Origin of the sequence: Sphingopyxis sp. UBA6723, assembly GCF_002454115.1 — a bacterium.
Taxonomy (GTDB): Bacteria; Pseudomonadota; Alphaproteobacteria; order Sphingomonadales; family Sphingomonadaceae; genus Sphingopyxis.
In genome coordinates this window covers 70,531-89,929 of record NZ_DKIH01000011.1, presented here as the reverse complement: position 1 = coordinate 89,929, position 19,399 = coordinate 70,531, and the positions used below count along the sequence as shown (strand labels likewise).

The 19,399-nt window shown below is 63.8% G+C and carries 17 protein-coding genes; 13 read left to right on the top strand and 4 right to left on the bottom strand.

Annotated features, from left to right (window positions below; translation table 11 throughout):
- From B4F07_RS11455 to B4F07_RS11440, 4 genes are all read right to left on the bottom strand, one after another.
- Nucleotides 1-1,788 carry a ShlB/FhaC/HecB family hemolysin secretion/activation protein gene (locus B4F07_RS11455; protein WP_293704793.1) on the bottom strand — a complete coding sequence of 596 codons (1,788 nt, stop codon included), beginning with the start codon at nt 1,786-1,788 and terminating at the stop codon, nt 1-3.
- 217 nt (nt 1,789-2,005) lie between these two features.
- A complete protein-coding gene (locus B4F07_RS11450; RefSeq protein ID WP_293703922.1) occupies nt 2,006-2,764 on the bottom strand; it encodes a hypothetical protein in 759 nt (252 codons plus the stop codon).
- On the bottom strand, nt 2,751-4,838 hold the full coding sequence (locus B4F07_RS11445; protein WP_414711733.1) for a CHASE2 domain-containing protein: 2,088 nt from the start codon (nt 4,836-4,838) through the stop codon (nt 2,751-2,753). The genes B4F07_RS11450 and B4F07_RS11445 overlap by 14 nt, the downstream gene beginning before the upstream one ends.
- A 4-nt stretch (nt 4,839-4,842) precedes the next feature.
- Nucleotides 4,843-7,941, bottom strand: a complete 3,099-nt coding sequence (locus B4F07_RS11440) for a CHAT domain-containing protein (RefSeq protein ID WP_293703920.1) — start codon at nt 7,939-7,941, stop codon at nt 4,843-4,845.
- 210 nt (nt 7,942-8,151) lie between these two features.
- Between B4F07_RS11440 and B4F07_RS11435 the strand changes: the two genes are divergently transcribed.
- The 13 genes from B4F07_RS11435 (at nt 8,152) to B4F07_RS11375 (ending at nt 19,387) form a co-directional block, all read left to right on the top strand.
- The gene (locus B4F07_RS11435) at nt 8,152-8,478 is read left to right on the top strand and encodes a DUF1476 domain-containing protein (RefSeq protein WP_293703918.1); all 327 of its coding nucleotides are present in this window, start codon (nt 8,152-8,154) and stop codon (nt 8,476-8,478) included.
- A 4-nt stretch (nt 8,479-8,482) separates the two neighbouring features.
- Nucleotides 8,483-8,716 carry a BolA family protein gene (locus tag B4F07_RS11430; RefSeq protein ID WP_293703916.1) on the top strand — a complete coding sequence of 78 codons (234 nt, stop codon included), beginning with the start codon at nt 8,483-8,485 and terminating at the stop codon, nt 8,714-8,716.
- A gap of 45 nt (nt 8,717-8,761) precedes the next feature.
- On the top strand, nt 8,762-9,091 hold the full coding sequence (grxD, locus tag B4F07_RS11425; protein ID WP_293703914.1) for a Grx4 family monothiol glutaredoxin: 330 nt from the start codon (nt 8,762-8,764) through the stop codon (nt 9,089-9,091).
- Between the two features lie 672 nt (nt 9,092-9,763).
- Nucleotides 9,764-10,132, top strand: coding sequence for a BlaI/MecI/CopY family transcriptional regulator (locus B4F07_RS11420; protein ID WP_293703912.1), 369 nt, complete (start codon nt 9,764-9,766; stop codon nt 10,130-10,132).
- Complete coding sequence (locus B4F07_RS11415; RefSeq protein WP_293703910.1) at nt 10,129-11,802, top strand: M56 family metallopeptidase; 1,674 nt, start codon at nt 10,129-10,131, stop codon at nt 11,800-11,802. The genes B4F07_RS11420 and B4F07_RS11415 overlap by 4 nt, the downstream gene beginning before the upstream one ends.
- A gap of 347 nt (nt 11,803-12,149) precedes the next feature.
- The gene (locus B4F07_RS11410) at nt 12,150-13,067 is read left to right on the top strand and encodes an MBL fold metallo-hydrolase (RefSeq protein WP_293703908.1); all 918 of its coding nucleotides are present in this window, start codon (nt 12,150-12,152) and stop codon (nt 13,065-13,067) included.
- 1 nt (nt 13,068) lies between these two features.
- A complete protein-coding gene (locus B4F07_RS11405) occupies nt 13,069-13,869 on the top strand; it encodes a hypothetical protein (RefSeq protein ID WP_293704791.1) in 801 nt (266 codons plus the stop codon).
- Complete coding sequence (locus tag B4F07_RS11400; RefSeq protein ID WP_293703906.1) at nt 13,866-14,513, top strand: DUF4230 domain-containing protein; 648 nt, start codon at nt 13,866-13,868, stop codon at nt 14,511-14,513. Before B4F07_RS11405 ends, B4F07_RS11400 begins: the two co-directional genes overlap by 4 nt.
- Nucleotides 14,514-14,583: 70 nt before the next feature.
- Complete coding sequence (gene nadA, locus B4F07_RS11395) at nt 14,584-15,573, top strand: quinolinate synthase NadA (RefSeq protein WP_293703904.1); 990 nt, start codon at nt 14,584-14,586, stop codon at nt 15,571-15,573.
- Between the two features lies 1 nt (nt 15,574).
- Entirely contained in the window at nt 15,575-16,294 is a 720-nt protein-coding gene (locus tag B4F07_RS11390; RefSeq protein ID WP_293703902.1) for a toll/interleukin-1 receptor domain-containing protein, read from the top strand.
- A 933-nt stretch (nt 16,295-17,227) separates the two neighbouring features.
- A complete protein-coding gene (locus B4F07_RS11385) occupies nt 17,228-17,491 on the top strand; it encodes a GlsB/YeaQ/YmgE family stress response membrane protein (protein ID WP_039572182.1) in 264 nt (87 codons plus the stop codon).
- Between the two features lie 125 nt (nt 17,492-17,616).
- Complete coding sequence (locus tag B4F07_RS11380) at nt 17,617-17,886, top strand: GlsB/YeaQ/YmgE family stress response membrane protein (RefSeq protein WP_088441227.1); 270 nt, start codon at nt 17,617-17,619, stop codon at nt 17,884-17,886.
- A 319-nt stretch (nt 17,887-18,205) separates the two neighbouring features.
- Complete coding sequence (locus B4F07_RS11375; protein ID WP_293704061.1) at nt 18,206-19,387, top strand: efflux RND transporter periplasmic adaptor subunit; 1,182 nt, start codon at nt 18,206-18,208, stop codon at nt 19,385-19,387.
- Nucleotides 19,388-19,399 lie beyond the last annotated feature (12 nt).

Here is a 19,399-nt window from a genome sequence, read left to right as displayed (position 1 = left end):
TCAGCGCGCCTTCACGCCAAATTGGGTCGTCAGCGACACCAGCAAGCGCGGATCGGGCTTTTGCGCCAGGAAGCCGCCGCGGTTGAGCGGCACCGCCATCGTCACGTCGAGCCGGGCGACATCGCCATAAGCAACGCGCACGCCGCCCCCCGCGGAAAAGAGTTTCTGCGGATTAAGGCCGTTGAACGCGGCATCCTTGTTCCACACCCAGGCGGCGTCGAAAAAGGCAAAGGGCTGAAAAGCTAACGCCTTGGTATTGGCGGGGACGAACGATCCGTAGCGCGCCTCGACCGCAACGCCGACGCCGCTGTCGCCGATAATCGTGCCGGGATCGAAGCCGCGCCCGACGGTGAAGTTGCCGCCCGAAAATTCTTCATATGCAAGCAGCGGATCGCTCGCCCATTGCGCGCGCGGTGCGGCGGACAACGTGAACAATTTGTGCGGCCGCCATTCGGCGAGCGTATTGGCGCGCAGCAGGAACGCGTCGGGCTTGCCCTCGACGCGGGTCAACGGCACCGCTCCGGGCAGGAAACAGGTCGCGCCGCCAGGGCCGCAATCGTCGCTGGCGCCCAGAAAATTGACCCCCTGCCGCGCCTCGATGGCAGTCGAAAGCGCCCAGCGCGGTTCGCTGGGGCTGAAGCCGCTGCGGCCGGCGACCGAGGCAGGGTCGATCCAGCTCGCGTCGACACGCAGGTTGAACACGCGCAAGCGATCGCGGTTGATCGGCACCCCGCCGAGGCCGATGTCCTGATCGATCAGGTCGAGCCCGCCGCCGATGGTGAACCGCCGCGCCTGGGTCAGGGTGACCGGATAGGATGCGAACAGGCTGGCGATCTGCGTCTTTGACTTGATCGGGAACGCCGCGATGTCGGGCCGGGTCCAGGCGTAGGTATAGCTGGCGCCAAAGCGCAGCCCTTCGCCGCCGACGCGGAACTCGTGCGCCAGCTGGACGACCTGTTGCTCGTCGAAATCGGGGGTGGAATAAAAACTGGCGGTGGTCAGGTCGCCCATGCCGGTCAACCCGGCGAAACGGACGCGCGCCACGCCGCCCCAGCGCCCAACGTCGCGTGATCCAAAATTCTGGATATTGGCGTCAAATGTAAAAGGCGTCCGCAGCACGGTGACCTCGCCAACAACATCTCCGGGGGCATCGCCGGGGCGTAGCGTCAACCGCGCATCCAGCCCGGGAATGTCGCGCGCCAGAAGCAGATAGCGTTCGGCATCGACGATGTTGAACACTGGCTGGTCGTCGAGCCGCGAGAGATAGCGTTGCAGCAGGCGTTCGTTGGCACCGGCATCGCCGCGAACTTCGATCCGGGTCATGCGCGCGGCGAGAATGTCGAGCCGGACGATGCCGTCGTCGATCGTCTGCGGCGGGACGCGAACTGCGGCGAGATAGCCTTTGGAGCGCAGCATCGTCGCGGCACGATCGCGGATGTCGCAGACGACCGAAATCGGCAGATCCTGCCCGATCTTGTCCGACCAGCTTGGCGCCAGCATCGCCGAATCAATGCCGTCGACACTGGAAAATTCGACGCCCCGCAGCGTGATACGGACATTGGCGAATTCGGGATTGGCGAGCGGGCAGGGCGCGCGTTCGATGCTGTCGTCGGCGGATACGACCTGTTCATTGGGCGGAGTCAGCGGCGCCAGCGTCGGTTGCTGAATTTCCTCGCGCGTCGGGATTTGCGGCGTCGGCTGCGCCAGCGCGGCGGTGGGCAAGACGAAGGCGATCAATCCTGCCGAACAGCCCAATGTCCGGCGCAGCACAGCCCGTTTCGGCCGCACGCGCGCAATATGTCCCAAATCCCCCGTAATCATCACCACCCCTTGAGCACGAACGCGACCGCGAAATCGCGGTGCCTAAATTTCTATGGCTCTGCCGGGAACCGGCAGTGCGAATTGTTCGACCCAAGGAAAGATTCTGCCGCTAGATCAGCAGATTTTCTTTTATTCGTTATCAGATGGCTCGACCGGGTTCAATGCCCGCCCGAATCCGTTCACCTCAACCCGCTTCGGCATCCGACATGGCATCGACCAGTCGGTTGAGCTGCGGTGCGCAGCCCTTGGCCATCAGCATATCGACCGATCCCTCCACGGTATCGGGCGCATTTTCCAGCGCTGCGAAACGCACGTTGACCGGTGCGGCCAGGCCGCCGCCCGACAGCCGGTAATCTACCCCATATTGCACGGGCAGCACATCTGTCGGCCATTTGCGGAAATTGGCGCCGTCGACGATCGCGACGGTCGTCTTTTTGCCGGCGCTTTCGATTTCCAGCGCGGTGTCGCCTTCCATGTTCGGGCGCCACAGCATCAAGGTCGCGGGATCAACAACGCAAAAGGTGCCGCCTTCGCGATAATCGAGCAGCCACAGGTTCGGCGCGCGCGCTTCGACAGGGACCGGATCGTTCGGACCGCGCGAAAATCCGCCGCGTGAGCGCATCGTTGGCCCCTTGGCCAGCATCCGCGTCACGGTGCCGCTCATCGACTGGCTGGTCTGGATCGTCGCACTGGCACCGAACGTCCCGGGGCCGGACAGGGTGCGCGTCTTGCCCGCCTGCATCAGCACCACCTTGTCGCCTGACACCAGGGTCAGCTTGTCGGTGGATTTCAGCTTGGCGCCGGTCGGATATTTCGCCGCCGACGGCCCGGTCGAGCGGACGACCATCGATTGCGCTGCGGCGGTACCGACGACGGCCACCGCCATGACGGCTGCGGCGGCCGTGAGGCTCAGACGGCGCATGGCCAGATCAGGAAAGGACATAGCTTTCTCCATTCTTCGTATTGTTCAGGCGTTCTATCAGGAACATGATGGCTGCATCCTGACTAAATTCGGTCGCCGCCGCTGTGGCGGCCATCACATAGGCTTTTTTGTCGCCCGCGGTGTGCGCAGCGACCACCGCGGCGATGCGGGCGCGCTGTTCGATCGATAGGTCGGGGCGCGACGTCAGGACATCGACCGGCTGCGCGCGGCCGCGCAGCGTGACCCGCCCCATGGGGATCAGATCGTCGCGATCGGCGCGCGCCGCCGCTTCGGCCGAGATGAGCACGCCGGTCTTGAGCGCCTTGTTGGCGGCCTCCAGCCGCGAGGCAGTGTTCATGGCATCGCCGAGCGCGGTATATTGGATTCGCCCTTCGCCGCCGAAATTGCCAACGATCGCGTCACCGACGTGCAGTCCGACGCGCGTCATGCCGAGCGGCGGGACGCCTTCGGCCATGTCGATGCGAAACTTCTCGCCAGCTTCATACATGGCGAGCGCAGCGGCTGCGGCCTTTGGCCCGTCATCGGGGCGGCTGAGCGGCGCGCCCCAAAAGGCAACGACGGCATCGCCGACGAACTTGTCGATCGTCCCGCCATGATCGAGGACGATGTCGGAGAGGCGATCAAGATATTCGTTGAGCAGCCGCGCGACGGTTTCCGGCGTCACCGCATGACTGAGCTTGGTGAACCCCTCAAGGTCGGTGAAGACGCAGAAGATGTTGCGCCGCTCGCCGTGGAGCGACAGCTGGTCTGGGTCGCGCATGATCTGTGCGGCGACGTCGGCGGGCAGATATTTGCCGAGCGCCGATTGGGCAAAGGCGCGCTGGCGCGATCCGACGGTTCGTGCGGCGGTCCCCACCGCCGCGTAACCGAACAACCAGCCGATCGCCCAACCAAAGGTCGGCAGCGTGGTGGTATCGACGCCGCGACCGTGGAGCCAGAAGGGGAAGGCGATGAAGAACGCCATCTGTCCCAGAAAAGCGAGCGCCACCCAGCGCGCGCGCAGGTCGATCAGACTGGTCAGCCCGCCCGCGAGTACGATCAGGACGGCGAGGATCCACAGCACCGGTCCGGCGAGCGGCCGCGACCACGCCTTGTCGAGCTGCTGCGCCAGCATATGGGCGTGCACCTCCAGCCCGATCATCGTTTCGTGCTGGCCGGTGATCGGATCGGTGAAGCGGCTGAGCGGCGTGTTGAACTGGTCATTGTCGATGATGTCGCCGCCGATCAGGACGTAACGGTCCTTCACCAGCTCGGAAAAGCCCGTGCGCATGTCGGCGTCCATCGGCATCGCAAAGGTGTCGATCGGGATACTGGCAAAAACCGGTTCTTCCTGTCCCTTTGCGGCGCGTGCGGGGACGAGGAAGCGGATATTGCCGCGAAAACTTGCATGTGCCGCATCGACCGGCGCCATGGCGTTGGACATCAATGGCGGCAGATTCCTGGGTCGGCCGGGCCATTTGCGGATCACGCTGTCGTCGTCGGTTTGGAACAAGACGCTGGTCGGCTTGGTCTTGTCGGTTGCGACGTCGGCAATGAAGGCTTCGAGAAATTTCTGCTGTTCGTAAAAAATCGTGTTCGGATTGCTCGCTTGCTCGGCGTAGGCGAGCCAGGTGGGTGTCGTCATTGCGCGCAGCTGCGTTTTCAGCACCTCGTCGTCGGGGCGCGGCGAGTCGAAGGCGATATCGATGCCGATCGCTTTGGCGCCCATCTGGTCGATATTGCCCAGCGCGTTGGCGAGCAGGGTGCGGTCGAGCGGCGAGCGGATGCCGGTGTTGAACAGGGTCTCGTCGTTATAGGTAATGAGGACGATGCGTTTGTCCTGTTCGACATGCGGCGCCATCAGCGTCGCGCGGGCGTCGTACAGCGCGCGTTCGGCGGCATCGATCAGCGGCATCTGCCAGCTGAAGCGCGCGATCAGGATCGCGACGATCAGGAACAGGATCGTCGCCGCCAACCGCGACGGGCCAAGCTGCATGACCAGGCGGCGCACCCGCTTGCCCAGCGGGACCACGGCCCGCTGGCTATCCGACGCGGCCGGATCGGCCCCGGGTGTTGTGGTTTCGGTCAGGGTCATCGACTCAGCGGGCGGCGCGGCCAGCTACCTCCCCGATGGGCGCAGCAACAGTCGCGCTGCCTCCGTGCAGGAGTGGCTGACCGCCGTCGCCGATGATCGCGAACCCTGCCCAATAATAGGGGTGCGACGTCTGCTTGTCGTCCATCAGCCGCATCTGCGTGCCCCACATTGCATCGGCGACGCTGGTGCCTTGATTGGCACCGAACAGGCCGCCGATCAGACGCTTGGTCGCGTCGAAATCGTCGGGCGCCGGCCAGTGGCTGGCGATTACCGAACGGCCACCGGCGCCGATGAAGCTGCGCACAAGCCCGTCGAGCGCGTTGCCGCCGCCAGACAGCCCGGCTTCGCGCGTTGCGGCGACCGATGCGGCGCCCGCGGTGTCGCACGCCGACAGGATGACCAGATCGGCGTTAAGCTTGAGGTCGAAGATTTCCTGGAAGGTCAGCAGCCCGTCCGAATCGTCGCCCCCGAACGAAGTGACCAGCGCCGGGCGCGCCGGGCAGGCGGGGCGCGGCGCGGTGACGAGGCCGTGGGTAGCGAAATGGATGATGCGATAGTCGTTTAGGTCGGTACGGCTTTTCACCGCGGTGTCGGTAAAAGCACCGCCGGTGAGCAGGGTTGCGGCATCGCGGCCCATGGCGTTGCTGGCCGTCACCAGTTCGTCGGCCGAGATCGGGCGCGCCCATTGCGACACGTCCCATTGGCAATCGCTGTCAACGGCGCCGCCCGCCGCGCCGCGAGTGCCGAGCGATGGCAGGGTGGTGCCATTGATCGGCAGATTCTGGCCGAGCCCGAAATACTGGTTGGCCGCCTTTGACGGGGCCGCCTGCCGTGCATTGCGGAACGCGAGCGTCGAGACCGCGGTGCTGGGGCGCGTCGTGCGCCCGAGCCACGCCACCTGGCGCATGTCGAACGGATCGGCGTTGGGGTCGATCAACCGCTGTTCATAGGCGGCCAGCCCGGTATCGGCGGTAATCAACAGGTTTATCGGCAGCCGCAACATGCCGCCATCGGGTTCAAAGATCAGATGCGCCACCGTGGGCAGCTTGGCCGCGACGGGTGCGAACAACTGGCCATACAGCTTATACGCGGTTGCGGCATCGAAGGGGTAGGTTACGCGGCGGCCATTTTCGACGATCGAGATCGTCGAGCGGATCGTATCGACCGCGGTGTCGAGCGCCGCGGCGCTGATGTCCGATTTCCAGAGCTGGGCGCCGGTCGGCTCGATCAGCATGGCATAGACCGAATCGCCGACGACCAGCATCTTCAGATAGGCTTCGCCCGTGCGCAGCACCTGTTGCAGTTCGGGCAGGTCGAGCTTGCCCGGGGCGACGACGCGATATTGCGGAAAGGCGCCCAGCGCGACGATCGTTTCGGCCTGTTGGAACGACAGATTGTCGAGCTGGGTCTTCAGATCGGCGCGTAGCGCATTGATTTCGGGCGATACCGGCAATTGCGCCAGCCGCGCATCCTCGATCCGGGCGCGCTCGATATCGCGGTTCAGCGTCGTCGCCTGACGGAACAGCCGCGCGCCATCGTCGCTGCCGCTCGACAATTCGCGCGCGAGCACGGCTTGCGTGTCTGCAACACCGGGGCGAACTTGCAACTGGCTGGCGACGAAGAAATCGCCGATCGCGGTCGGATCGGTTGCCGCGCGGCTGGCGAGCAGCCGGTAATAGGGCGCCATCATGTTCGCCATGCCGGTGGTCGAGCGCTGCGACCCGGCGAGCGCGGTGACGACATCGCGATAAATCGCCAGCGCCTTGTCGTCCTGGCCTTGACGGGTCAGGAAGGCGGCGTAACGCGCGCGGGCCGAGGCGAGCGCGTTGGTTTCGGGATATTCAACCGCGAGCGCGTTCACCGATTCCAGAAAACGCGCATCGGCGGCGGCGACATCGCCCAAGGCCTCTTCGGCGAGCGCGAGTTCGCCCAGCATCTGCGAGCGCAGGCGGACGATCGAGGTGACGCGGCCTTCGCGCACCGCGAGCGCGTCGGACAGGCCTTTGAGCTGCGCCGTCTTGGCCGCGGCGCCATTGCCGCGCAGCCGCTCAACGGTGCCGAGCAGATGAACCGCCTGCGCGTCGATGATCTGCGCGCGTTCGAGCGGAGTCAGCCGTTCGCGATCTGAACTCTGCTGGACCGCGCGGGCGGTGCTGCCGCTGTTGACCCCGGCAACGATCGTCGGAGACAGGGTGACGCTGGCGCCCTCGACGCTGACCGCACTGGTCAGCGGCGTAATCGGTTGCTGCAACAATTCGGCTGCGCCGTCGTAATCGCGCTGATTGAGGGCATGGATGGCGCGAAAGTTGCGGCGCAGGCGCAGCTGGACGGGATCGCTGGTCGGCACCGCTTCGGTTTCGGCGAACAGCCGCTCGGCCTCGCCGAATTCGCCAAGGTTGGAACGTTGCAGCGCGCGGTTCAGGGTGAATTCGGTCGGATCGATGTCGGCGGCGCCTTCATCGCTCAGGGTACGGCGCGACAGGGTTTCGAAAAATTCGGCGGCTTCGGCATAATCGCCGCTGTGGTTGCGGCGATATCCCTCGGCCAAGGCCTTGTCGACGTCGATGGCGCCAGCCAGGGTGCGGGCGAAACCATCGTTCGCCCCCACCGATGTGGTGGCAACCTTGATAACACCAGGGACGACCTTGCGCTGCCGAATCGATTCGAGCGCCAGGTTCAGCGCGTCGCTGTAGGCAGCGAAGCCTTCGACGGTATAGGCCGTATTCCCGTCGGCCTCGATCCGCGTCTGCCACACGACGCTGCTGTCCCTGACCGTGCAAGTTCCGTCGGTGGCGCAGGTGATGGTGTCGGCGCGGCCGCGTTCGATGCGGGTGCGGGCGCTGTCGGGGCTGGCCCGCAGCATCCGGACATATCCGACCGGCTGGCTGGCGTCGCGGCACAGGATCACCCAGGCGCGGTCGAACATGCCGTCGATCACGCGGTCGCGCACGGTCGCCTGCACCGCGCACAGCGAACCGCCTTGATCGCCGATCGAAAAACTGTCGCGCAGCGTCGGGTCGGTACTTTGCGCCTGCGCGGCTCCCGGCGCCGCCAAAGCAAGCGCCGCCAGTACCGGCAGGCAAAACGGACGTCGAACGGTCATCACCAATCCCCCAAACACAAGGCTAGAGGCGCCCTGCCGACGCATTTGCGGCAAGGCGCAGTCTTCATTGCTGCGGTACGACCCATTCCCTTGACATGAACCCTAACCCCTTCGCGGATAAAAGGGAAGTGATCAGCGGCACAGGTCGCTTGCACCCATGGGACGCGCCACCTATCTGCAAGGCGACAGTTTCAAACCCGTGAGGACAATATGAGCGGATTCGACGATCGTGAACGCGCCTTCGAGGCGCAATTTGCCCGTGATCAGGATGTGCAGTTCCGTATCACTGCGCGGCGCAACCGGCTGGTCGGCGAATGGGCCGCCGCGCGCATGGGACTGACCCCCGAAGAAACCGACGCTTATGCCAAGGCTGTGGTGCAAGCCGATTTCGAGGAAGCGGGCGACGAGGACGTGATCCGCAAACTGGCGGGCGATCTGACCGCCGCAAATGTGGAGATCAGCGACGCCGAAATCCGCGCCGCGCTGAACGACAAGGCGGTCGAGGCCCGGCGCCAGTTCATGGACAGTCAGGGCTGATCCGATGGGGATGCGCGCCGATGATTTGCGGGCGATGATCGCCGCGGCCTTTCCCGATGCCGAGGTCGCGATTACCGATCTGGCCGGCGATAACGACCATTATGCGGCGCACGTGATCAGCGAATCCTTTCGCGGTATGACGCGGGTCGCGCAGCACAAGGCGGTCTATGCCGCGCTCGGCGGCCGCATGGGCGGCGAACTTCACGCCTTGCAATTGACCACCGCCGTTCCTTCATAGGGGCCAGCATCAAATTTCTGGCGCAAAGCGCCACCGGAGACGATTATGACCGAACCCACGCATGACCGCATCGCCAAGCTGGTCGCCGACAATCCCGTGCTGTTGTTCATGAAGGGGACGCCGCTGTTCCCGCAATGCGGCTTTTCCTCGCGCGCGATCGCGATGCTCGACCGGCTGGGCGTCGAATATGAGACCGTCGACGTGCTGCAGGACATGGAAATCCGCCAGGGCATCAAGGAATTTTCCGACTGGCCGACGATCCCCCAGCTCTATGTTAAGGGCGAATTTGTCGGCGGCAGCGATATCATGATGGAAATGTGGGAAGCGGGCGAGCTTCACACGCTGATGACCGGGATTCCTGCAAAGGCGGAGTAAGCCGAGTTTAGAGATCAAATGCCCGGCGGAATATACGTTCCGGCGGGCTTTTTGTCCGATTTGGGGTGGATTGCCGACCGTCTTCTATTTCCGTTCGTGTCGAGCGAAGTCGAGACACGCCGCGCTCACGCCAAGCCACGCGTATCTCGACTGCGCTCGATACGAACGGGGACGGGATTGAGCGGCTGCTTTCGGTCGTGTCCAACGGTCCGCCCGTTTCAAAAATCAGAAAATGAAGCGTCCGGGGGGCGGGGCCTTTCGACCGCTCCGCCCCCCGTCTGCGTCGGGGGCAAGTGGGGATTTCCCGGTGGGGGCAGGGGGCATCAGGGACCAGACCGATGCCCCCCACCGCTCCAATTGAGCGGAACACTCGGGAACATCTGATACTATTCAATTGCCGTGCCAAATTGGCGTGGCGACGGATATCGGCGGGAGACGGTGGTTAGCGATTCCTTACCGGCATCGCGCACTGTCAAATATCCCGACACGACAAGACGTCATCCCGGCGAAGGCCGGGATCTCACCCTCGCGCCCTGACGCACTGGCGTGATCCCGGCCTTCGCCGGGATGACGGGAATGTGTTGCCGTTCAGCTTCGTTCATCGACCATTCAGCCCGTTGACTACATTTGTAGTCGCATCGCAGTTGAGCGGTGCCAATGGGAGGGGTTCTGATGGCAGAAAGAGCAAGCGAGTCGGAGATGCAGGTGCTGTCGGCCCTATGGGACGATGCCCCGCAGACCGCGGCCGACCTCACCACCCGGATCGGCAAGGCCAACGGCTGGACACAGGCGACGGTCAAGACGTTGCTGGCGCGGCTGGTCCAAAAGGGCGCCGTCACCGCCGAGGCGGACGGTCGCCGTTATCTGTACAGCCCCGCGATCGAACGCGCCGACGCCGTCGGCGAGGAATCGCAGCGGTTCGTCGACCGCCTGTTCGGCGGCCGCGTCAGCCCGCTGATCGCGCATCTTGCCGATCGCGAGGCGCTGACCGACACCGACATCGCCGAAATTGAAGCGCTGCTGCGGAAGCTCAAGTCATGAGCGCCGCGACCTGGATGCAGGTGTGGGGCGACACGATGCTCACCACCGCGCTGCTCGTCCTCGCGGTGCTGCTGATCCGCAAACCCTTCGCGCGCCATTTCGGGCCGCGGCTGGCGTATAGCCTGTGGCTGATCCCGGCAATGCGGCTGGTGTTGCCACCGCTGCCGTTCGCGGAGCCGGTGACGGTTTCCGGCGCGAGCGAACTCATGCTGATCGCGGTTGACGCGCCGATGACGGTTCCGGCGACGCCTGAATGGTCGTTTGCCGATGCCATGCCTTATGTCTTTGTCATATGGGCGATGGGCATGGTCGCGGTGCTTGCCATGGCGCTGCTGTCGCATCGCCGCTTCCGCGCCGAGGTTCTCGATGAAGCGGTCGAGCTGGAGCCGATCGGGACGATCCGGCTGGTGATGAGCGATGCCGTCGATGGTCCGGTCGCGTTCGGTCTGTGGCACCGCATCGTCGCCGTGCCGCAGGACTTCTTTGCCCGCTATGCCGCCGACGAGCGTGCGCTGGCGGTCGATCACGAACTGGCGCACCATCGCCATGGCGATTTGTGGGCAAATGCCGCCGCGCTCGTGCTGCTGGCGTCGCAATGGTTCAATCCGTTTGCCTGGCGCGCAATCCGCGCCTTTCGCTTCGATCAGGAGGCGGCATGCGACGCGCGCGTACTGATGATGGCCGACGCGGATAGTCGCGGCGAGCGCACCGCGCGCTATGCGACCGCGATCGCCAAGGCTGCGGTCGGTTCGCGCCTGTCGCTCGCGGCGCCGATGGCGGTTCATGATAATTTGCAGGAGAGGCTGACGATGTTGATGCGGAGGGATATTTCGAAACAGCGCGGGCTGGCGGGCCGGTTGCTGATCGGCGGGGCGACGCTGGCGGTGCTGGCGGCGACCGCGACGCTGGTGCCGGCCGCGGTAGAGACGGCGACCGCGCAGACGGTCGATATGGCCGAACCGCCCGCGCCGCCGCTGCCGCCCGAGGCGCCGCTGCCCGCCGATGCGCCCGCCGCCCCGGATGCGCCTAACGTCATGGTCTTCACCGACCATAGCGAGGACGTCGCCACCGACAAGGAAGGCAAGAAGCGCGAAGTGCATCGCATCGTCATCCGCCGTGACAACGCCGACGCGGGCAAGGCGCCGACGGTGATGTTCGCGCCCGCCGACGGCAAGGACAAGCTGCGCCGCATTGATGTCCGCATGCCGGGCAGCCTGTCGCGCGACGATGTGCTCGCAACGTTGAAGGAACAGGGGGTCACCGGCCAGCAGGCCGAAGCGATCGCCGACAAGCTGGAAGCGAAGCGCAAAGCACGGATGCGGACGGTGCTGGCGCCGATGCCGCCCATGCCGCCCATGCCGCCGATGCCGAATGGCGCCTGGTCGTCGGTGCATGGCCAGACGATGGTGCTCGGCAAATGCGGCGACAGCAAAAAGGCGGCGCCGATCGTCAACCGTGACGAAACCGATGGCAACAAGCGCACCCGCGTCCATCTGTTCGCCTGCAACGACAGCGCCGAAGGCAAGGCGGCGCGGTTGTCGGCTCTGAAAAAAGCGCGCGAAGCCTTTGTCGAGGGTGAACGCGCCCGCGGCCTGTCCGACGACATGCGCGCCAAGGTCGCCGCCGACCTGGAAAAGGCGATCGCCGATATCGAGAAATCGGACCACTAGGTCCGAGCAGCTTCGGCGCCAGCCTTTGCTCCCCGGTGGGGCTGGCGGCAGGGGCGGGGAAGGGAGCGGGCGACCGCTCCCTTTTTCTTTTGGGGATGCGGTCGTGGCTGGGTTGGGGTGGTGAGCTGCCCTTGGTTTCTTCGTCACCCCGGACTTGATCCGGGGCCCATGAGGCCATACGCCGCCCGCTGCTGAGAGGGCGCATGGATCCCGGATCAAGTCCGGGATGACGAAAGTTTATGGCCGCAAATGGTCGTCAGCGGCCATCATGCCAGATCGGCAGTCCCCATCCCGCATTTTGCGCACCACCCCTTTCGTTCCGCGCCCCGCAATGCCACATGACACCCATGAGCGAAGACAAGCCTTGGCCCGACAGCATCCGCGCCGGCGATTGCGAGCAGCATGAGCCGCTGGTCCGCCGCGTCCTGGCGCCGAACCCGTCGCCCTATACCTTCACCGGTACCCAAACGTGGATTGTCGGTGCGGGCAGCGATGTTGCAGTGATCGATCCGGGGCCGACCGGCAGCGGTTTCAGCGTGGGCGACCCTGCCGACGCCAACGGTGTCGGGCATGTCGATGCGATTCTGCGCGCGGTTGGTGATGCACGTGTCGCCGCAATCCTGTGCACGCATACCCACCGCGACCACAGCCCCGCCGCGGCGCCGCTGAAAGCCGCGACGGGCGCTCCGATTATCGGCTGTGCGCCGCTGGCGCTGCGCGACGACGGCCCGCGCGCCGATTCGGCCTTCGACCCCGACTATGCCCCCGACCGCGTGCTGACCGATGGTGAACGAATTTCCGGCGATGGTTGGACGATCGAGGCGGTCGCGACCCCCGGGCACACGTCGAACCACCTCTGCTTCGCGCTGGTCGAAAGCGGCGCGCTGTTCACCGGCGACCATGTGATGGCGTGGTCGACCAGCGTCGTCAGCCCGCCCGACGGCGACATGGCGGCCTATATGGCCAGCCTGTCGAAGCTGTATGACCGTGAGGATCGCGTTTATTATCCGGCGCATGGCCCCGCGGTCACCAAGCCGCGACAGCTCGTCCGCGGCATGCTGGGGCATCGCAAGCAGCGCGAGCGACAGATTTTGCGCGAGCTGGAAAAGGGCACCCGGGTCATCCCAGCCATGGTCGCGCATATGTACAAGGGGCTAGACCCGCGGTTGACCGGCGCCGCCGGACGTTCGGTGCTCGCGCATTTGTTCGACCTGCGCGCTCGCGGCGTGGTGCGCGAACGCGATGACGAATGGGAACTGGCCTGACATGATCTTGACGATCCTGCTTGCCGCGGCGCAGCCCGCCGCCGACACCGCGCCTGCTTCAACTCCGCGTATCGTGGCGCTGGTCGCGAAAGACGACGGCACGCATTGCCTGCCCGAAGGGCAAATATGTTTCGCGCTGCCTGGTGAGGCTGACGCGGAGGAACTGCCCGCCAATTTGGTCATATCCTTTCCCGGCGCAGGCGACGCTGAAAAGACTGTGCTGCCGCTTCCCGTCATCGCGGGCGAGCCGCAGGCACTGCGGCTATGGCCACAGGCGGTTTGGGTGCGCAGCGGCGATGAAGCCGATGGCCAACCAGGGCTGGAGATGCTGGTCGGGGTGATTGGTGAACAGCGCGCGACGTATTCGGGCGGCGGTGGCACGGGCAGTCGGCTCCACCTGCTGCGCTTTGGGATGGGGCCGCACGCGATAGCACTCGGTGGCGCCGTGCTCGATGTGGTTTGGAACAGTTCGCTGATGATCCGCGCATGTTTTTCGGAGCAGGATGCCAAGGACCGGCTCGACGCCTGTCACGACGAATATGAGTATAAAGCGGTGCTGAAACCGGGCCCCGACGACGGCGGCGAATTGCCGTCACTCACCTATCGCAGCTTTGCGACCGCCTATCCGCAGACGTCGCGGCGGAGCGAGGACAATAGCGGGCTGAAGCTCAAGATCGGCGACCTTGCGCATTGGAAGGATGCCGAGTGCAGCTATGAACGCGTGCTGCGCCACAATCCTGCGACAGGTCGTTATGAAATGGATCGCCCCGCCCCCGATTGTTCGAGCTATACAACCCCATGACCACGAATCCCTCCTCGTCCGCCCCGCGCCTTCTTTCGCGCCTGATCCTGCTCGCTGCTGCCGCAATGCTGTTGCTCGCCGTCTGGTGGGCGATGTCGGCGTGGCGCGACTGGCAAAAGGGCTATGATCCCGAAACCGTCGTCGCCGCGAGCTTGCAGGGTTTGCAGGAACAGAATGTGCTGGTGCCATTCACGGCGCGCTATGTCGCGGTGGTGACCTCGACGCAGAGCCGGATGGGGTTGAGCGCGAAGAAGACGCTGATCATGCCCGGAACGGTGCGCTATGAGGTCGATCTGGGCAAGCTCAAGCAGTCCGATCTCGAATGGGATGCCGCCACCAACGCCTTGACGGTCACCTTGCCGCCGCTGCGCCTCGCCGGACCCGAAATCGACCTCAATGCGATCAGCGAGTTTCGCGATGGCACGATCCTGTTGACCTTGACCGACGCCGAAGCCTCGCTCGACGCCGCCAACCAGAAGGCAGCGCAGGATGAACTGATCAAGCAGGCGAGGGGGGCGACCCCGATGCGGCTGGCGCAGGGCGCGGCGCGCAATGCCGTCGAACAAAGTTTCGCGATGCCGCTCAAGGCTGCGGGGATCGATGCGAAGGTGACCGCGCGCTTTGCCAACACGCCTGAAAGCTGAACCGCCGAATTGCTCCCAGGGGTGGCCGCGTGTAGGAGGGGCGCAATCTCCTGCATGACAAGGACGAACGATGACTGCTCCCATCCGCGAGAATCTCTCGGGCATCGACCTGCGCGCTGAAATCGAGCGCCTCCGCAAGGAGCGCAACGCGGTGATCCTGGCGCATTATTACCAGAAGCCCGAGATTCAGGATCTGGCCGATTTCGTCGGTGATTCGCTCGAGCTGTCGCGCAAGGCGGCGGACACCGACGCCGATGTCATCGCGTTTTGCGGCGTGAAGTTCATGGCCGAGACCGCGAAGATCCTGAGCCCCGAAAAGATCGTCATCCTGCCCGACATGGATGCCGGGTGCAGTCTGGAAGACAGCTGTCCGCCCGAACAGTTCAAGCGCTTTCGCGAAAAGCACCCCGACCATATCGCGCTGACCTACATCAACTGCTCGGCCGCGGTGAAGGCATTGAGCGACATCATTGTCACCTCGTCGAGCGCCGAGACGATCATCAGTCAGATCCCTGAAAGCCAGCCGATCATCTTTGGCCCAGATCGCCACCTTGGCGGTTATCTCAACCGCAAGTTTGGCCGCGAGATGCTGCTGTGGCCGGGCGTGTGCATCGTCCACGAGGCGTTCAGCGAGACCGAGCTGATCAAGCTGAAGGCACAGCACCCCGGCGCGCCGGTCGCGGCGCACCCCGAATGTCCGCCGCACATCGTCGACCATGCCGATTATGTCGGGTCGACCAGCGGCATCCTGCAATTCGCCAAGAGCTTTCCGGGCGACACGCTGATCGTCGCGACTGAGCCGCACATCATCCACCAGATGGAGCTGGCGATCCCCGAAAAGAGCTTCATTGGGGCGCCGGGCGCCGACGGCAACTGCAACTGCAACATCTGCCCCTACATGGCGCTCAACACGATGGAGAAACTGTACCTCGCGCTGCGCGACCTGAAACCGCAGATCGAGATGGAAGAAGGCCTGCGACTGGCGGCGCGCAAAAGCCTCGACCGGATGCTTGAGATGGCGGCGGGGACGGTGGGAAAGGGTGATTTGGGGCGGGCGTGATATGAAAGTCACCGAGCGTCTCGCGATCGTTGATCGGCTTGGCTCAGAGCTAAGTGAACGATATGATTTCGCCCGTGCCTCGGCCTTTTTACGCGCGTTCATCCCTAAATTTAGGGCTAATTCTGAAGACTTTTATGACGTCAAAGAGCTGGTTTTTTACGCGCTGACTGATGCGCAGGACTCAGTTTTGGGCGAAATGATCGATGATTTGGGCCTTGAATCATTTGGAACGATTTCCGCGTCGATACAGCCTCCGAAAATCTGGCAAGACCAAAAGCGATTTCGCGCCTTTGTAAGTCATTTATCATTGGAAAAGGACAAGGCGAAGCGGCTTCGGGACGTTTTGGCGGGGTATGGCATCTCTGCCTTTGTCGCGCATGAGGACATCGAGCCGACCCTAGAGTGGCAAGTCCAAATTGAACGAGCACTTCAATCAATGGAGCTTTTCATTTCTATCCACACGGTTGGCTATGCGAAAAGCGTATGGTGTCAGCAAGAGATTGGATTTGCCGTCGCCAAGGGTACAAAGATCATTGCCTTGCGTATGGGCGAAGATCCGACAGGTTTCATATCTAAGCACCAAGCTCTTTCTCGCGGAAGCAAAACGGCTGAGCAGATCGCCGAGGAAATAGAGCCTTTGCTCCTTGCCGATGATCGAACAAAGGTGCGTTACGCGCTATCCAAGGCGGAACAGACGTCGGACGATGAGCCGCCATTTTGAAAACGACTCGCCGACTGGCATCAATTTCTTTTTGCCGATTCGGCTTCCTGCTCGACTGACTATCTGTGAAATCCGAATCCGAAAATGCTGCACCCTTGTTACAAAAATGCTGCACCGAATCCGCTTGTTGCTAATGCCGGACTTATCCACAGCGGCTGACGTTCGGGCAGGGCAATTGGGCGTTTTTCGGTTGGCGCACCGAACGCTTCATGTCAGCTTCAAACCATCGGACGACAGAGACGAAAGACCGCCGGGACATCAAGGGTAGTTGCAAGACTAGCCAGAAGAGAACGGATCGGACTTACGAAGAAATCGACCGATAGCCTGGTCACGGAACGTAGCGATTCCCACGAGTTGATGCGAACCCGATCGGGTACAGGAAATGCAGTCCATCGCTTGGACAGCGACCGCTTCGGCGGACGCAGGAAGAGATGATGAAGGGCTTTCCAGGTGCGGCCGGCCCCCGAAAGGGGGCCGACCAAACCGTCGCCGGATTGTTCCGGCATGCGCCGCAACGCATCGTTTGGCGGGCTGCTGATCGCAAGAGAAGCGGACCGGGATGAAGTGAGGTGGTGGGTGTGGAGCAGGACCGGATAGTGGGGGTTGGCAGCAATGTCGGCCCCCATTTCGTTTGGGCGCCGCGCGCCCCGTGGCCAACCCGCGCCACACCTGTTTTCGACATTTATTTTCGCCCATGTGACGATCGTCACATCGCCGTCAAACGCGGCTGCTTATAGCCGTGATTGCGACCCGGAGCAGTTCTCGATCTGGAACTGATCCCACTTTCCCGGCCGCGTCCTTTGGGCCGGCCGGGAACCTTTCGCTTCCTTTCCGCATTGTGTCGGCATCGTTGAAACGATGTCTGGGCGCGACCGGACGTTTTATTTCAGCCGGGTATCTGCGTTTGCCCGGCGGTTCAGGAAGGGAAAAATCATGGGCTTGATCATCACTTTGATCGTTGGCGGAATCATCGGCTGGCTGGCGAGCATCGTCATGCGCACCGACGCGCAGCAGGGGATCATATTGAATGTCGTCGTCGGCATTGTCGGGGCGTTCCTCGGCAACTTCCTCGGCAGCTTTTTCGGCATGGGCGCCAGCCTCGACACGTTCAGCCCGATCGGCCTGTTGTGGGCGTTTATCGGTGCGGTGGTGCTGCTTGGCATTATCAACCTGATCCGCCGCGGCAGCGTGCGTTAAAAACAGCCAATGGCGGCGGTGCAGATGGCACCGCCGCCATTCTATTAGGCGTTTTCAAATATCCGGGTTATCAAAGGTCTGCCCGCAATGTCGGGCACCATCAATGATCGTAGGGGGTCAATATCATGGATTTCATTATCGCAATCATCATGGGCGGCGTCATCGGCTGGCTGGCCAGCATCGTGATGCGCACCGATGCGCAGCAGGGCATTTTCCTGAACATCATCGTCGGCTGTATCGGATCCATCCTGGGCCGTTTTCTGTTCGGTCAGTTCTTGGGCGGCGGTCACCTGCGTGGTAACGCCTTTGACCCGATGACCCTGCTCACCGCCTTTATCGGCGCGGTCGTGCTGCTCGCCATCGTCAATCTGGTGCGCCGCGGTCGCGTTCGCTGACGCGCTAGATAACCGGCAGCGGTCCCTCGGGGCCGGCCGGATCAAAGGGTGGCTCGCCGTCAGGCGCGCCGCCCTTTTTCATCGCTGCAACCACTGGAAATCGCGATCATATCCGCTTATGACCCGCGCCCCGGGGCGCAGGCAGAGGGGCAAAGATTGGCCTCTTGCATATGGTGATTTAATCGGGTAACACACCTCATGCGGGATTTCGGTCCTGTCGTGCGGGCCTGAGGGGGCGGAGCGCTGTCGTGCTCGTCGCATCGGATGCCGCTGGAGGCAGGGAGGAATAGGCGTGAATTTCGAGCGGAAAGTGGATGCGATGGACAGCCTCGCGGGTTCGACCCAGAGCTATTATGACGAGGCGGACAGCCGCCGCAAGCGGACGCGGCTGATCATCGCATTGGTGCTGATCGCACTGGCACTGGCAGCGGCGTGGTACGCGTTCAGTTCGAGCAAAGACGGCGCCGCGGGCGCTGGCGGTGCGGCGGGCGGCGAGGGTGCGGCGGCGGTGCCGAGCATCACCGTGATGATCCCCGGCCGTCAGTCGGTGCAGGCGACGATTTCGACCAACGGCACGATCGCCGCCCGCCGCGAAATGCCGGTTGGCGTCGCTGGCGAAGGCGGCCAGGTCGTCCGCGTGCTGGTCGAGCCCGGCCAATGGGTCGGTGCCGGGCAGCCGCTCGCGATCATCGATCGCGCGGTTCAGACTCAGCAGGCCGCCAGCCTTGCCGCCTCGATCCGCGTTGCGCAGGCCGATGCCGATCTGGCGCAGGCCGAACTGACCCGCGCCGATGCGCTGGTCGCCCGCGGCTTTATTTCGAAAGCGGACATGGACCGCAAGCGCGCAACCCGTGATGCTGCGAATGCGCGCGTCCGCGTGGCACAGGCGCAATATGCCGAGGCGCAGGCGCGCAACGGCCGCCTCAATATCGTCGCTCCCGCGGCGGGACTGGTGCTGACGCGGCAGGTCGAAACAGGCCAGATCGTCAGCGCCGGCAGCGGCGTGCTTTTCCGCATGGCGCGCGGCGGCGAGATGGAATTGATGGCGCAGATGGCCGAAGCCGATCTGCAACGCGTGCGCGTCGGTACCCGTGCGACGATCACCCCGGTCGGCAGCAATCTGAATATCGACGGACAAGTGTGGCAGGTGTCGCCGGTGATCGATCCCAACACGCGCCAGGGCATGGTCCGCATTGCGGTGCCGTACAGCGCGGCGCTGCGCCCCGGCGGCTTCGCCGACGCGCGGCTGGTGTCGGGTACCGAAGAAGCTCCGTTGCTGCCCGAAAGCGCGGTACAGAGCGGTCCTGAAGGCAATTATGTCCTGGTCGTCGACAACAAGAACATGATCCAGCGCAAACCGGTCAAGGTTGGCACCGTCACCGACAGCGGCGTGTCGATTGCCTCGGGCCTCAACGGCACCGAACGGGTGGTCGTGCTGGCCGGGGCGTTTCTGAACGTCGGCGACAAGGTGAAGCCGGTGATCCAGAAATCGTCGCAATAATTCTCCCGACCG

Excerpts from the sequence above, each read along its gene's own strand:
- B4F07_RS11440 (WP_293703920.1), bottom strand. The coding sequence starts at position 7,941 with ATGACCGTTCGACGTCCGTTTTGCCTGCCGGTACTGGCGGCGCTTGCT.
- grxD (WP_293703914.1), top strand. The coding sequence starts at position 8,762 with ATGACCGAACCCACGCATGACCGCATCGCCAAGCTGGTCGCCGACAAT.
- B4F07_RS11375 (WP_293704061.1), top strand. The coding sequence starts at position 18,206 with ATGGACAGCCTCGCGGGTTCGACCCAGAGCTATTATGACGAGGCGGAC.
- B4F07_RS11445 (WP_414711733.1), bottom strand. The coding sequence starts at position 4,838 with ATGACCCTGACCGAAACCACAACACCCGGGGCCGATCCGGCCGCGTCG.
- B4F07_RS11380 (WP_088441227.1), top strand. The coding sequence starts at position 17,617 with ATGGATTTCATTATCGCAATCATCATGGGCGGCGTCATCGGCTGGCTG.
- B4F07_RS11385 (WP_039572182.1), top strand. The coding sequence starts at position 17,228 with ATGGGCTTGATCATCACTTTGATCGTTGGCGGAATCATCGGCTGGCTG.
- B4F07_RS11430 (WP_293703916.1), top strand. The coding sequence starts at position 8,483 with ATGGGGATGCGCGCCGATGATTTGCGGGCGATGATCGCCGCGGCCTTT.
- B4F07_RS11420 (WP_293703912.1), top strand. The coding sequence starts at position 9,764 with ATGGCAGAAAGAGCAAGCGAGTCGGAGATGCAGGTGCTGTCGGCCCTA.
- nadA (WP_293703904.1), top strand. The coding sequence starts at position 14,584 with ATGACTGCTCCCATCCGCGAGAATCTCTCGGGCATCGACCTGCGCGCT.
- B4F07_RS11450 (WP_293703922.1), bottom strand. The coding sequence starts at position 2,764 with ATGTCCTTTCCTGATCTGGCCATGCGCCGTCTGAGCCTCACGGCCGCC.
- B4F07_RS11390 (WP_293703902.1), top strand. The coding sequence starts at position 15,575 with ATGAAAGTCACCGAGCGTCTCGCGATCGTTGATCGGCTTGGCTCAGAG.
- B4F07_RS11405 (WP_293704791.1), top strand. The coding sequence starts at position 13,069 with ATGATCTTGACGATCCTGCTTGCCGCGGCGCAGCCCGCCGCCGACACC.
- B4F07_RS11415 (WP_293703910.1), top strand. The coding sequence starts at position 10,129 with ATGAGCGCCGCGACCTGGATGCAGGTGTGGGGCGACACGATGCTCACC.
- B4F07_RS11410 (WP_293703908.1), top strand. The coding sequence starts at position 12,150 with ATGAGCGAAGACAAGCCTTGGCCCGACAGCATCCGCGCCGGCGATTGC.
- B4F07_RS11400 (WP_293703906.1), top strand. The coding sequence starts at position 13,866 with ATGACCACGAATCCCTCCTCGTCCGCCCCGCGCCTTCTTTCGCGCCTG.
- B4F07_RS11435 (WP_293703918.1), top strand. The coding sequence starts at position 8,152 with ATGAGCGGATTCGACGATCGTGAACGCGCCTTCGAGGCGCAATTTGCC.